The organism is Fulvimarina uroteuthidis (assembly GCF_034321785.1).
Taxonomy (GTDB): Bacteria; Pseudomonadota; Alphaproteobacteria; order Rhizobiales; family Rhizobiaceae; genus Fulvimarina; species Fulvimarina uroteuthidis.
The window spans coordinates 1-13,915 of sequence record NZ_JAXLPB010000011.1 but is presented as its reverse complement, the minus strand read 5'-3'; the positions used below and the strand labels follow the sequence as shown (position 1 = coordinate 13,915).

The 13,915-nt window shown below is 63.1% G+C and carries 10 protein-coding genes, 1 tRNA gene and 1 pseudogene; 5 read left to right on the top strand and 7 right to left on the bottom strand.

What is annotated here, in order from left to right; all coding sequences use genetic code 11:
• The first annotated feature begins 12 nt into the window (after positions 1-12).
• Both dapE and U0C82_RS18365 read left to right on the top strand, forming a co-directional pair.
• Positions 13-1,224 (top strand): succinyl-diaminopimelate desuccinylase, encoded by a 1,212-nt coding sequence (dapE, locus tag U0C82_RS18370; RefSeq protein WP_416186724.1) that lies wholly within the window; start codon positions 13-15, stop codon positions 1,222-1,224.
• A 1-nt stretch (position 1,225) separates the two neighbouring features.
• Entirely contained in the window at positions 1,226-1,804 is a 579-nt protein-coding gene (locus U0C82_RS18365) for a hypothetical protein (RefSeq protein ID WP_322189239.1), read from the top strand.
• Between the two features lie 73 nt (positions 1,805-1,877).
• Here the strand turns inward: U0C82_RS18365 and U0C82_RS18360 are convergent, their stop codons facing one another.
• Entirely contained in the window at positions 1,878-2,348 is a 471-nt protein-coding gene (locus tag U0C82_RS18360) for a GreA/GreB family elongation factor (RefSeq protein WP_322189238.1), read from the bottom strand.
• Positions 2,349-2,480: 132 nt separating this feature from the next.
• Positions 2,481-3,569: a D-alanyl-D-alanine carboxypeptidase family protein gene (locus tag U0C82_RS18355; RefSeq protein ID WP_322189236.1), complete on the bottom strand. Its 1,089-nt coding sequence runs from the start codon at positions 3,567-3,569 to the stop codon at positions 2,481-2,483.
• Positions 3,570-3,868: 299 nt separating this feature from the next.
• Between U0C82_RS18355 and U0C82_RS18350 the strand changes: the two genes are divergently transcribed.
• The gene (locus tag U0C82_RS18350; protein ID WP_322189234.1) at positions 3,869-5,224 is read left to right on the top strand and encodes an ABC1 kinase family protein; all 1,356 of its coding nucleotides are present in this window, start codon (positions 3,869-3,871) and stop codon (positions 5,222-5,224) included.
• Positions 5,225-5,305: 81 nt separating this feature from the next.
• Here U0C82_RS18350 and U0C82_RS18345 read toward each other — a convergent pair whose 3' ends face one another.
• Together U0C82_RS18345 and U0C82_RS18340 are read right to left on the bottom strand one after the other, a co-directional pair.
• Positions 5,306-7,516: a putative bifunctional diguanylate cyclase/phosphodiesterase gene (locus U0C82_RS18345; RefSeq protein WP_322189233.1), complete on the bottom strand. Its 2,211-nt coding sequence runs from the start codon at positions 7,514-7,516 to the stop codon at positions 5,306-5,308.
• 437 nt (positions 7,517-7,953) lie between these two features.
• Complete coding sequence (locus U0C82_RS18340) at positions 7,954-9,594, bottom strand: BCCT family transporter (protein ID WP_322189231.1); 1,641 nt, start codon at positions 9,592-9,594, stop codon at positions 7,954-7,956.
• 467 nt (positions 9,595-10,061) lie between these two features.
• Here U0C82_RS18340 and U0C82_RS18335 point away from each other — a divergent pair.
• Together U0C82_RS18335 and U0C82_RS18330 are read left to right on the top strand one after the other, a co-directional pair.
• Positions 10,062-10,138 (top strand) — tRNA-Arg (locus tag U0C82_RS18335).
• Between the two features lie 169 nt (positions 10,139-10,307).
• Positions 10,308-10,613, top strand: coding sequence for a hypothetical protein (locus tag U0C82_RS18330; protein ID WP_322189229.1), 306 nt, complete (start codon positions 10,308-10,310; stop codon positions 10,611-10,613).
• A gap of 809 nt (positions 10,614-11,422) precedes the next feature.
• Here the strand turns inward: U0C82_RS18330 and U0C82_RS18325 are convergent.
• From U0C82_RS18325 to U0C82_RS18315, 3 genes and pseudogenes are all read right to left on the bottom strand, one after another.
• Positions 11,423-11,758: pseudogene (locus U0C82_RS18325) on the bottom strand (recombinase family protein); the annotation flags it as partial.
• Positions 11,759-11,926: 168 nt separating this feature from the next.
• On the bottom strand, positions 11,927-12,838 hold the full coding sequence (locus U0C82_RS18320; RefSeq protein ID WP_322189227.1) for a Kiwa anti-phage protein KwaB-like domain-containing protein: 912 nt from the start codon (positions 12,836-12,838) through the stop codon (positions 11,927-11,929).
• 201 nt (positions 12,839-13,039) lie between these two features.
• Positions 13,040-13,411, bottom strand: coding sequence for a hypothetical protein (locus tag U0C82_RS18315; RefSeq protein WP_322189225.1), 372 nt, complete (start codon positions 13,409-13,411; stop codon positions 13,040-13,042).
• Positions 13,412-13,915: the final 504 nt, after the last annotated feature.

Below are 13,915 nucleotides of genomic sequence, written 5' to 3'. Positions count from 1 at the left end.
TGCGTGCCGCCCATGTCCCTGCCCATCGATCCGACCGATCCCATCGCCGTGCTTGCCGCGCTGATCCGCTGCCCTTCGGTGACGCCCCACGAGGGCGGCGCCCTGACGACACTTCAGGAGCTTGTCGAACCGCTCGGCTTCTCGGTCGAGCGGCCGGTCTTCACCGAGGCCGGAACGCCCGACATCGAGAATTTTTACGCCGCATGCGGGACCGGTCCCCATCTCTGCTTTGCCGGCCACACCGACGTGGTGCCGACCGGAGACGAGGCCGACTGGAGCGCGCCGCCATTTGCGGCCGAGATCCGCGACGGCATGCTTTACGGGCGCGGCGCGGTCGACATGAAGGGCGGCATCGCCGCCTTCGTCGCCGCCGTCGCGCGGCGCAAGGCGCGAGGGGAGCCCGGCGACGGGCGCATTTCCCTTCTGATCACCGGCGACGAGGAAGGCCCGGCGATCAACGGAACGATCAAGCTTCTCGACTGGGTGGCGGCGCGCGGCGAACGGTTCGACGCCAGCCTCGTGGGAGAGCCGACCAATCCAAACGCCCTCGGCGACATGATCAAGATCGGTCGGCGGGGCTCCCTGTCAGGGACCGTCGCCGTGAAGGGACGTCAGGGTCACGTCGCCTATCCCCATCTTGCCGACAATCCGCTTCGCACCATCGTCGCCGTCGCCGACCGGCTGATGGCCGAACCGTTCGACGAAGGAACGGCAGCCTTCCCGCCGACCAATCTCGAGATCACCTCGATCGATACGGGAAACCCGGCGACCAACGTCATTCCGGGGCGCTCGACGCTCACCTTCAATATCCGGTTCAGCGATGCCTGGACGCCGGAGAGCCTGAAGACCGAGGTGCTGCGGCGCGTCGAGGCGGCACGCACGGGAGGTTCATACCGCGTCGGGCGCGACGCAGCCGAGATCGCCGTCGAATGGCGCGGCCGGCCTTCGGAATCCTTTCTCACCCGGTCCGACGATCTCATCGCCTCCCTGTCGGCGTCCGTTGCCTCGGTCACCGGCAAATCGCCGCAGCTTTCCACCACTGGCGGAACGTCGGACGCACGGTTTATCAAGGATCACTGCCCTGTTGTCGAGTTCGGCCTGGTAGGCCAGACTATGCACATGGCCGACGAGCGCGTGCCCATTGCCGATCTGGAGGCGTTGACAGAAATCTATGACCAGTTCCTCTCCCGTTGGTTCGCCTCCAGAGCCGCAGTCGCTGCCTGACGTGAGCGAGATCCTGAGCAATTTTTCCGGCGCGTTCGCCCTGATGGCGGGCCGAAGGGCCGGCCTCGATCGCCTCGACCTGTCCGCCGACGGTTTCTACCGCTCCTTCTTCGCCATTCTCGTCGCCGCGCCCGCCCTGGTCCTGTCCTGGATCGAATACGAGATCGACCGGCCGGTCGATCCGGTCCGGGAGATCGGCGGGGCACAGGCGTTCGGAGCCCATCTCCTCGCCGATCTTCTTTCCTGGCTCCTGCCCGTATTCTGCCTGATCCTCGTCGCGCGGCAGATCGGATGGGGCCGCAAGGTCTCCCCGCTCGTCGTCGCGACGAATTGGGGCGCGGCCCTGATCAGCTGGGCCTTCGCCCCCTATCTCGCCCTCGTCCTCGCCTTCGGCAGGGGGCCCAATCTGGCGCTTCTGGGCGCGGTCCTGTCCCTCGCCTCCCTGGTCCTGACGGCACGCCTCTGCCACACCATTCTCGGCGACTGGGCGACCGCAATCCTCGTGACCGTCGCCATGCTGGGCCTCGGGATCGTCAGCTATGGCGTCGTCATGGACCTGACCGGCGTGCCGCTGCTCTGACGCCGCCGCCCGCTTCGTAGGCCCTTGCGGACATCAGCACGCGCGCACGGGACGGACAATCCGGACGGCGGTCTCAGCCGGCGGCGATCGCGGTGATCTCGGCATCGCTCGCGCCGGCCTTCACCGTGTCGCCGACGGACTTGCCGATCAGTGTTCTGGCGAGCGGCGACAGATAGGACAGGTAGCCCTCGCGCGGGTCCGCCTCGTCGATACCGACGATCGTGAAGCGCTGCTCGCGCCCGTCGGGTCGCTCGATCGAGACCACGCATCCGAACTGGACGGTCTGCGGATCGTGGGGCGGCCGGACGAGTTCGGCGGTCGCGTGACGCGCCTTCCAGTAGCGCAGATCCCGGTTGATATGAGCGAGCGCCACCTTGTCGCCGGCGTCCCGCGCCTCGATCAGGCGGGCGTCCAGCGCCGCGATCTCGCCGTCGATGAGATGCAGGCCCCGCGGCGTGACGATGTTGGGATCGGTGCCGAGATCGCGGTCCGGCAGGACCTCGACCTGGTCTTCGTTGGGTTCCTTGACGAATGCGACACTCATGGGCGGCAAGCCTCCTTCATGCCCGTACGGACTGGAGCGATGGCATGGCCTCGCCCGGAACCGTCGGTTCTTCGAATTTTCGCGCCGGGTGGTCGATCGACCGGATCTGACGTTTTCTCCCGTTCCCTGAATTTAAGGCATCCGATCGCCAGTGTAAGGGCGAACCGGGCGCAGGGTGGGGATCGGCACGTCGAATGTCGGGGCGGCCTCGGTCGTCTGGAAGGCATAGGCGCGCGGCGCGATGTCGGCGCCAAGATAGCTGACCTCGCCCGGCAGCCCCATCGGATAGAGCCGGTTGCGCTTCGCCTCGTAGGCCGCGGTCTCGTCGCTGCAGACCCGCATCCGCATGTCCTCGGGCGGCAGCGACGGATTGTTTTGAAGCGCCGCCAGATCGCGGCCTGAGGGCGCGAGCGTGCCGTCGAAGGCTTCCGTCATCAGTTTGGCCGCCCGTTCGGACCGCTCGCGGCCCGTGGTGGCGCCGAGAATCACGACGAGGATCCGCCGCCCTCCCCGTTCCGCCATCGCGACGACGTTGCGGCCGGACGCGCAGAGAAACCCGGTCTTGAAACCGATCGTCCCGGGAAACCCGGTGAGAAGCGTGTTTTCCGATTCCAGCGTCTTGCCGTCGATGATCACCTGGAAGGTCTCGAAAAGCGGGCGATATTGCGGGAAATCCGTCGCCGCCGCCACGCCGAGGAGCGCCAGATCGCGCGCTGTCGTGACATGGTCCTTCGCGAACAGGCCATTGGGGTTCGAAAAATGCGAGGCGGTCATGCCGAGGCGCCGGGCGACGTCGTTCATGCGGCCGGCGAACGCATCGACGCTTCCGGCAACGGTTTCGGCAAGCGACACCGAAACTTCGTTCGCCGAGCCGACGACCATGGCATAGAGCGCATCCTCGAGCCGCATCGACCGCCCGGCCTTGAGACCGGCGTGAAGCGAGGCCTCGCCCATGGCCTCCTTGGAAATCACCACCGGCGTGTCGAGCGTCACCTCGCCGCGGGCCAGCGCCTCGAACACCACATAGGCCGACATCAGCTTCGTCGTCGAGGCCGGATACCAGGGCGCGCCGGCCTCTTCCTCGTAAAGGACCCGTCGCGTCTCGGCGTCGACGACCAGCACGGGGGTCGCGTGGGCAAGGCTTGAGACCGCATGGAACGCCGCAATGGCGAGCGCGCCTGCAAGCACCGACGGAAAGCGTCCGATCCTGTTCGGATTCATCGTGTGAAATGTCCTCGTCGTTGGCCAAGGCGGCCTGCCCGAAAGGTCGGTGCGCCCTTCGCGCAGATCCCGCCCGGCGCCGACCGCGCTTTCGGCGTCAATAGCGGAAAGTCGAGGGCGCATCAAAGCGCGGTTTTGCGCCTTCCTCGCCGATCGTTCCGCGCGTCATCCGGGCGGACCGCAGCGCTTCAGGTCGCCCGGCTCGCTCCGTGCGGCGCCAGGACGCGGATGGTTGGCGCCGCAAGACGCGCCATCTTGTGACGGACACCCCTTGCACCACACCGGAAGGCCGGACAGCGATGGCAGCCAGAGATCCGTTTTCGAAGGGGCGGTCCGTGCCGAGCGGCAGGTTGTCCCGCCTTGCACGGCTCGGCGGCTTGGCGGGCGGCGTTGCCGGCAACATGTTCCTGGACGGCGCCGGACGCTTAGCGCGCGGCGAGCGCCCGCGCCTGTCCGATCTTCTCATGACCCCCGGCAATGTGCGCAAGGTCACCGACCAGCTTTCGCAATTGCGGGGCGCCGCCATGAAGATGGGTCAGCTGATCTCGATGGATGCCGGCGATCTCCTGCCGCCCGAGCTTTCCGAGATCATGGGCCGGTTGCGCGCCGACGCCGATCCGATGCCCGGGCGCCAGCTCGAACAGGTGCTGTCGCGCAATTGGGGACCCGATTGGCGCGGCCGGTTCGAATATTTCGCCGACCGGCCGATCGCGGCCGCCTCGATCGGGCAGGTGCACCGCGCCCTGACCCATGACGGGCGGGACCTCGCCATCAAGGTGCAATATCCGGGCGTGCGCCAATCGATCGACAGCGATATCGACAATGTCGCCACGCTCTTGAGGATGACGGGCATGATCCCGCGCGAGCTCGACATCGCGCCGCTTCTGGCCGAAGCCAAGCGACAGCTCCACGAGGAAGCCGACTATCACCGCGAAGCCGAATGCCTTGTCGAGTTCCGGGCGCTTTTGAAGGACGATCCGCGCTTCGTCCTGCCGGCCTTTCATGCGGACTTCTCGTCGAAGGACGTGCTCGCAATGTCCTATATCGACAGCGCGCCGATCGAGAGCCTCTTTACCGCCACGCAGGCGGTGCGGGACAGGACGGCGAGCCATCTGATCGGGCTCGTCCTCCACGAACTCTTCGCCTTCCGCACCATGCAGACCGACCCGAACCTTGCCAATTACCGGATCGAGCGGGACGTGCCGAAAGGCACCGAACGCATCGTGCTTCTCGATTTCGGTGCGACGCGGGTCTTTCCCGAGAAAATCGCGGAAGCGTGCCGCTCGCTCGCGATGGCCGCGATCGGCGACGACCGGGCGGGCGCGCACCGGGCCTTGATCGAGATGGGGCTCTTGAGCGACGCCGTCCCGATGCGCCAGCACGAGCAGATCCTCGATCTCTTCGAGGTCGCCGCCGGCCTCCTTCGCCGAAAGGGCGATTTCGATTTCGGCACGGACGAGCTACTGGCGTCGATGCGCGAGGAGGGCATGAAGCTTGCCGAAGACCGTCAGGTCTATCTCCTGCCACCCGTCGATACGCTGTTCCTGCAGCGCAAGTTCGGAGGCATCTATCTTCTCTGCCTGCGGCTGAAGGCCCGTGTCGACGTCAAGGCGCTCCTCGCGCCCCATCTGCCCGGCCCCGCCGGACCGGCCTGACGTCACGGGACCATCGGCGTTACGTGTCGACGGGCCGGCCGGTCCCGAAACGGGTCGGAACATGCCGTTGCCGACGAAGGGCTATGCGACCACTCCAAGCACCGCCGCAGCCCGATCATCGGGTCCTTGCACACGCGTCATCGGCGCAGCGAAGCGCTCGAAGATCTGATCTGCACTCACCGGCCTGCTGTAGAAATAGCCCTGGCCGATGTCGCACCCCATGCGCTTGATCCGCTCTTCCTGCTCCTTCGTCTCGACGCCCTCGGCGATGGTTTCGAGCCCGAGCCGCTTGCCAAGGCGGATGGTCGCCTCGAGGATCGCGCCGGTCTCGTCGTCCTGGCCCGAATCGCGCACGAAGCTGCGGTCGATCTTCAGCGTCGTGATGGGGAAGCGCTTGAGGCTGCTGAGCGACGCAAAGCCGGTTCCGAAATCGTCGAAGGCAATGCGAACGCCGGCATCGCGCAGGCACTGGATGGCACCGAGCGCCCGTTCTTCCTGGTCGATCGCAATGGTCTCGGTGATCTCGAGTTCCAGGAGCGAGGGGATCAACGCGTTGTGGCTGAGCGCGTTGAGGACCCGAATGCCGAGCGTATCGGATCGCAACTGGATGGAGAACAGGTTGACCGACATGCGCAGATCGTCGAGCCCGCGCGCGCGCCATCGCCCGAGTTGCGCGCAGGCCTCCTCCAGCGTCCACCAGCCGACCGCCTGGGCAAGCGACATGGCTTCGAGAACGCCGAGAAACTCCGCCGGCGCCAGAAGCCCGCGCGTGGGGTGGTTCCAGCGAATGAGGGCCTCGACGCCCTTGATGCGGCCGGTCGTCAAATCGATCTGCGGTTGATAATGCAGGACGAATTCGCCGCCTTCGAACGCACGCCGGAGCTCCTTCTGAAGCGCCAGCTTCGCGTTCGCCGCCGCGCGCATCGAGGGGTCGAAACTTCGCAGCATCGGCTGGGACGAGGCAGCCTTCGCGTCATAGAGCGCGAAATCGGCGTTGGCGATCAGTTCGTCCGCCTCGACCGAGCCGCGGGGACCGAAGGCGTAACCGATGCCGGCCCCGATCCGGACCTCCTTGCCATCGAGCGTGAACGGCTCGGCAAGGGCCCTCTGCAGGTTCTCGGCCTGAATGCGGGCAAAGTCGGGATCGATCCGGCCGGGAAGGAGAACCGCGAACTCGTCCCCCCCGAAGCGTGCGATGACGGCATCCGAGGGCTGGCTCGCGGTCAGCCGGATCGAGAAGGCCTGCAGGATCCCATCCCCGGCCGCATGCCCGTAGGTGTCGTTGACCTGCTTGAACCCCTGGAGATCGATGAGGAGGACCGTGACGTCGACCATTTCCTGCACGAGGCCGTTCAGCTTTTCCGTAAAGCTCGTCCGGTTCTGCAGCCCGGTCATCGGATCGAAGTTCGCGAGACGGTGGAGACGCGCGTCGCGCGCCCGCCGTTCGGTGATGTCGATCATGGTCGCGCCGAAACCCATACCCTCGTCGGTCGAGAAGATCGAAAGCGTCATCTCGATCGGCAGTTCGCTCCCGTCGCTGCGGCGCGCCATCAGTTCGAACGGTTTTCCCGACAGCGACGACGGTCCGCCGTTGACGACGCGCTTCATGCCCGCCCTGTGAGCGCTCTTCATCCGGTCGGGCACGATGATCTCGACGGATTGGCCGAGAAGGTCGCATTCCTCGTAGCCCAGGAGATCGAGGGCCGGCCGGTTGGCAAAGGTGATCTCGCCGGCATGATCGACGCAGATCATGGCGGAGCTTCCCGCCTCCACGAACGCCGCCGCCGCCGCCGCCTTCAGGCTCGCACGCCGCAATTCGAGCTGCTCCATCGCAAGCTCGCCCAGCTCCTTCAAAAGCGCGGCCTCGCTTTGCGAAAAACCGTCGCGGGGGGCCGAATCGGCGATGCACAGGGCACCGACCGCATATCCGTCGGACGTGGTGATCGGGGTTCCGGCGTAGAAGCGGATGAACGGTCCCGCAGTAACGAACGGGTTTTCGGCAAACCGCGGGTCGTCGCGCGCATCCAGGAGGACCATCGGTTCCGCCCGCTCGATCATATGGCTGCATATCGAGATGCTGCGCGGCGCTTCGCTGCCGCCCAGTCCGACCGTCGCCTTGAAACACTGGCGATGCTCGTCGATCAGGGACAATGCCGCGTAGGGCACGTCGAAGAGCCGGCATGCCAGCGTGACGATCTTGTCGTACCGTGCGTCCAAGCCCTGATTCATCGCGCGATAGCGTCGGAGCGCGTCGATTCTGGCAGGCTCGTCGTGGGTCGGTCGCTGCAGCATGCCGGGTTCACCTTGTCGGAGAGTCACAGCGGTATAGCTCGAAGCAAGTTTTAAGTTCGCTAACAGGACCAAACTTCTACCCGTACGGTAGCGAACGGATTGGCGGGGTGGCCCGCAAGCCCCGGCCTTCGCCCATGCGGGCAGCCTTTCTACCCGACGATCGAAGCGCCGGACCAGAGCGTGGAGAGCCGGTCGTGCCGCTATGGCCGCCCGGCAAACCAGGCGAGACCGGTCCGGGATGTGCGACGCCGTCATCGCCCGCGCTCTCGTGGACGATCTCGCCCGCACGGTCGAGCGCGGCGCGCTCGCCCTCCAAGCTTGGCCGACGCTGGACGTCCCGCCGGCACGACCCCGTCCGGTAACGCCCCGGTGCGCCTGGCGTCGCGCCGCCAGCTCTGCCTCGCCGGCCGGTTCGTCGGCGCCGCGCGCCGCGAGGATCAGGCCGGCGCGACCACCTTCGGCTGTTTCCACTCGCTGTGCAGGCCGATCACGATGCTCACGCACATCAGGAGGAGCACGAAGGTGAACGGGAACCCTGTCGTCACGACCATCGACTGGAGTGCCGTCAGCCCTCCCCCGAGCAGAAGCGCGATCGCGACAAGCCCTTCGAAGATGCACCAGAACACGCGCTGGGGAATTGGACCATCGTCCTTGCCGCCGGCGGTGATGGTGTCGATGACCAGCGAGCCGCTGTCCGAGGAGGTGATGAAGAACACCGCGACCAGGACGATGCCGACCAGCGACGTCAGCTGCGCAAGCGGCATGACGTCGAACATCTCGAAGAGCTTCACTTCGAGCTGCGCGTCGGCGACGGCCCGGTAGCCGTCCGTGATATACTGGTCGAAGGCGACGCCGGCGAAGATCGACATCCACAGGATGCAGACGAAAGACGGAACGATCAGCACGCAGGTGATGAACTCCCGCACCGTGCGTCCGCGGCTGACCCTTGCGATGAACATGCCGACGAAGGGCGACCAGGAGACCCACCAGGCCCAGTAGAAGGACGACCAGCCCTGCGCATAGTTCTCATCCTCGCGTCCGAAGGGCTGCGACAGCGCGGGCAGGTAGGCGAAGTAGCTCACGAAGGAATCGGCGACGCGATCCACGATCGCGCCCGTCGGGCCGATGAAGAAGACCGCGACGAGGAGGACGAAGGCGAGCCCCATATTGATCTCGGATGCGACCTTCACGCCGCCGTCGAGACCGCGCAGCACGGACATCATCGCAACGCCGGTGATCGTGGATATCAGCAGGATCTTGACGACATCGGAGACCGGCACGCCGTAGAGATAGGAGAGGCCGGCATTGATCTGTTCCGCGCCGAGACCGAGCGAGGTCGCGAGGCCGAAGAGGGTTGCAAGCACCGCCATGATGTCGATGACATGGCCGACCCACCCCCAGACACGCTCGCCGAAGATCGGATAGAAAGCCGAGCGGATGGCCAGCGGCAGCCCCTTGTTGAACGCAAAGAGCGCGAGCGCCAGTCCGACGACGGCATAGATCGCCCAGGCCTGCAGCCCCCAATGATAGAGCGTTGCGGCAAGGCCGAGACGAGCGGCTTCCTCCACGTCTCCCGCAGCTCCCCCGAGCGGGGCCCAGCTGCCGGGCGTGCCGGCATCCGCGGCGACCGAACTGGCGAAATGGGTCATCGGCTCGCCGACGCTCCAGAAGAGAAGCCCGATCCCCATGCCGGCCGCAAACAGCATGGCCAGCCAGCCGGACAGGGTGAAGTCCGGCCGAGCGTCGTTTCCGCCGAGACGCACCTTTCCATAGGGAGAAATGGCGATGGCGATGGCGAAGACGAGGAAGATGTTGGCGGTCAGAATGAAGAACCAGTCGAAACGAACCGTGACCCAGCTCTTCGCCGCATCGAAGAAACCGGTCGCGTCCTCCGGGAACAGCAAGGTGCCGATGACGAAGAGAATGATCGCCGCACTGGAAATCGCAAAGACCGGATTGTGAATGTCGAGGCCGAACGGACCGATATTCGCCTGAATGTTGTCCTGCCCGATCTCGTAATCGGTTTCGATCAGGTTTCCGCCCGCAGCGGGGATTTCGTTGCTCGAATTCTCGCTCATCCGGTCTTGCGCCTTGTCTTGTGTCGAGCACTCTGCCCGGACATGATGGATCGGTCGGCCTGCCTTTCCGGCATTGCCCGGCCTCTCGAAAATGGATCCGTTGCCGCGGCGAGCCGCCGGCATCGCTCCGGGCGCCGATCGGGCGCACGGCGATACGCGTTGCCAGCGTCACCCGTCGCCCTCGGCCATCGCGAAGAATGAAGCATCACACCGTCGTCGGTTCGACGCAATAGATCACTATGCTTGCCGGCCTTATAAGTCCTGCCGCTGTCTTCTCCCGCCCTCGAACGGCGGCGTCCCGTTTCCGGACGGCCGGCCGGCCGAACGGTGCTTGAATCCGCCGATCATCGCGCGCGGCAGCAATCGAACGCGCGACCTTCGCCAAAGGGAAAACGCGCAGCCGCCACCTTGCCGACAAAGCCGCAATCCGGTATTGCCTCCCTGTCGCCAGCAAAACCGGCTCGCCCGCACCCGTAGCTCAGCTGGATAGAGCGCTGCCCTCCGAAGGCAGAGGTCACAGGTTCGAATCCTGTCGGGTGCACCAATCTTTTCAATGGCTTATTACATTCAGCGGTCGGCGAGGTGTGGCACGGTAAGCACCGGGTAATCACGCGTAACCAGTCAATGAGCGGTGGTAGGCTCGATGAGAGCTTCACGGCTTGCAGCGTTTGGCGTTCAATGCGCCAACAACCATTCGCCCAAGGCTCCGCCTCATGGACAGATCGCTGAAGAGGCGGCGCACCGCCCTACGGTTTGAAAGCCTCAACAGTATCGACGTTCCGCGCCGTTTCCTCAAAATCGATATGGCGCTGGATTTGCTTGGCGAACAGTTGCGCCCGGATGATTGGGGTTACGCCCGCAAGTTCGCGAGTTTGCCATTCTCCTATCAAACCGGAACCTACCTTTGGCACCAGTTTGAAGTGAATGAAGGGCGCTGGCACCTCACCTACGAGGCAATCCCTGTAGCCAAAGAGGACCGGGGGACGTTCTTTGCACTGAAGCTAATTGTCGACGTTTAGTGTCGCGGTATGGTTTGCGGTTGGGGTCGTCCGTGACGAGTTCGCTCACCCGACGAACCCGTTCCGCCTTGAACGGATATTCTCGGCCACGTGGATCATGATCGAGCGGTTCGGAGAAAACTGGCCGCTTCGATATCCTCGATGGTGGGAAAGTCGCTTTCAATCCGTCCGTCTGAGCCTTGGACAGCCAGTCGAGCCCGATCCAATGTCCGTGGCGGCACCAGTGTGGCTCCACCTCGCCGGTTACATCTTCGTTGAAGGAGACCTCGAAACCTACAACCATCGGAGGAAGCCTAAGTGTGGTCAACGCGGTCATGATTTCCGCATCGACCCGTCGACACTCCGCGAGGGTCAGGTTGTCTGGTGCTAGACAACCTGTGCTAGGCACGATGGTTAGTGCGTGCGTCCGGCCGCGGATTGCTCGCGCGGGACCGCAAATGAAATGCTCGACAACCGAGACGGCTGCCTGCTGGAAGGCGAGCCCGCAAACCGGGCACGCTGCGCTTCGGCATGGTGCCGTTGTCGTGCAAGCTTCGAGAAGTGTTGCGAGTGCCAGCGCGCGGGGCGTATCGCTCCTTCGGAGCTGACCAATGAGCCGCCTCCGCGCGAGTGCAGCCCGCGTCCCAGATGCTGTTTCCATGATGATGACTACTCAAGCTTCGTAAACATCGCACAGGTGGCACGGTGGTTGTGACGCCGGGAGTGCGGGCGCTTGGCGGTGGAATGTTGGCATTGATCATGACCGCCGCGGCGAACTTCGATGCCTTCAATGGTGAAAACGATCCACATGGCGAGCATGATTTCGGATCGATACCCAACACGGTAAGGACGATGTGCCCCATTTCCCCGCGCGTCGAGACGTGCGGGTCAAGCACGGTCACGAACGCGCCGCGCTGCTCGCATTCGTGGATGAGGTTTAGCACGTCGCGCGTATCGCGGCCGAGGCGGTCAAGGCGCGTGACGACCAGTTCGTCGCCGGGACGCAGGAACTCGATGATTGTTGCAAGTTCGGTGCGACCGTCGCGACTGGCCCCCGACACCTTTTCGGATCGGATGATGTTGCAGCCTTCGGCTTTCAGTCGGGCTCGCTGCACTTCAAGGTCCTGATCGAGCATGCTGACTCGGGCGTAACCGATACGGGCCATAGGGTTGTCACCTTAGGGTTTATGCCCGAGGCTACACTGTCACAAATAGGCGGTGTCAACCCAGATGTTACGTCAAGCCGCCGCCGCAGTGTTACGTCACCCGAGGGTATACCCTGCTGATACAGCATTTAGTTGGTCCCGAGAGAAACGGGACAAGACGCAGCTTACTCAGGCTGACACCCGTTGCCGTGCGGTCGCCCGGTAAGGGGCGCCTCCGTCGCCCTGTAAATCAAGATGATATCGGCGAGCATCCAGTAGTTCCAGCAAACGCGCCTCGTCCGACACGCGACATTGTAAGCGGCCGTCGCCAAGTTCCTTGAATTTGATTCCATGCTTAGCAGCGAGGGACTCGATGGCAGGTCTCTGGAAGTTCGCAAGGTTCGGGTTCAAGGCTATGGACGCTGCGTGACGGGCCATGCGGGGATGATTGCCGATCTTTTCCGCAATCCTGCTCAGATCGAGGAACGGAATTGAATCGTGTATGACTTTGACCTTCTCAGCGGCAGTAGAGGCTACCTGTTGAACTATCTTTGCGAGGTGCTCAGTTTGCCGCGGGTTCAATATGAAGACGTGAGGGTCGGTAACAATCAGATCGAATTCGGTGTCCAGATTCAAAACGTCTTCTTGAATCAATACTAGAGTGTCATCGACTAGCCTCACCAGCCGGTTTCGAGCATTCAGCGTGCCCTTAAGTTGGGTGGCCTTCCGAATACCGACTGCTTTTCGGTTGAGACCGTCCCTGAACTCCGCGAAATAGAACTCAACGTCGTAGGCATGATCACTGATATTTGCGAGATCATCGAGTGCGCCTGCGTCGAAAACAGTGGCGATCTCGCGCATGAATTCATTGTCACGCGGAGCGTAGACCCTGCGGCGAGCTCCATAGTCCTCTGAGATGTCATAGGGCTCCCATTCATCAGGCAGCCCAACAAAAATACCTCTTGTCTGACGGAGGATCTGCTTTAGCGCGTCCTTCGTCGCAGCGTCGGTAGGTACGAAATGCATGTTCCCGTTACTTCGGAGGGAAACGCCGAAATTGACCGACACTATCTCTCCAAAGTCAAAGCTCTGATCAATCATCAAGTTTGTCCATTAGAACATTTGCTCCCAGCCGATATCCGGTCAAAGGTAGATCTGCCGGAAGCTCGTGGCGCTTTGAAATCACCACGTAGGTAACCAATCGAGTTTCCTGTCGATCACGCTGGGAAGTGCCTACTCTTGCCTCCACAGTGTAGATCCGGTAGCCAAATATCGCAAAAATCAAATTCATATAGTGAAGTTTCATGTGCCAGAACAAAACATGACAAACAAAATGGCGCAGCCAACAGCCAGAATATCGCGCAACCCGCCCAAGTTCGCGTCGAAAAGAGGGATTAGCATTGCAAACAGATAGGTTAGTAAGTGCTCCCGCTGATCCCAAGCTTCATGAACTGCGATGGTTTTTAAGTTCTCGGACTTTCGCGCTCTGTACAGAATAAAAGCGAGCAGCGCGGACGGTAGTGCAAAAAGCGCCACGCAAGCCGGAACCCAAACCCAGTCCACCACTGCATCGACACCCCGTATCGCCCAAAGCAAGAACACCGGGCTGAGGCTCGACCAAACCAGAACAAACCGTACAAATCCTAAGCCCTCTTGGACGTCTCCGGCTTTCATGTCTCTAAGGGCCATGTGTTTGGCGACGGCTGACGGTTCGAATTGGATGCAAGAGCGCGCCGGGCTTCAGCGAGAACCGCGGCAGTGCGCCGATGGCCAACATATATAAAGTGTTTGCATTCGATCAGCGTACCTTTGGCCTTCCAGCTTTGAAGATGCGCTACGACATCCGTTCCGTGGGCGATGACGACCTTCGGTTGACAGGCGCTGAGCACGATATCGAAAGGCCGTGTCACGGGTCGTGGATATTCGCTCTTCCTTGGCGAGGGTCGGGAATCGATGTTCGCTTCGAGTACCCGAGCTCCGGTTAGACATCGAACGATCTCTTCGATCTTAGCGCGGATCTTACTCAACTCCCCACGTTGCGAGAGGTACTCCTTGTGTTGATTTCCAAGCGGAACTGACCCGGGTTTTCCATCGAGAAGTGACCCGGCTTCAGTTTACTTTGAGAGGGTCATGTCTGGGTCAAGGGATGTGCGTTCTCCTTCTTCGTGCGGTTGACGA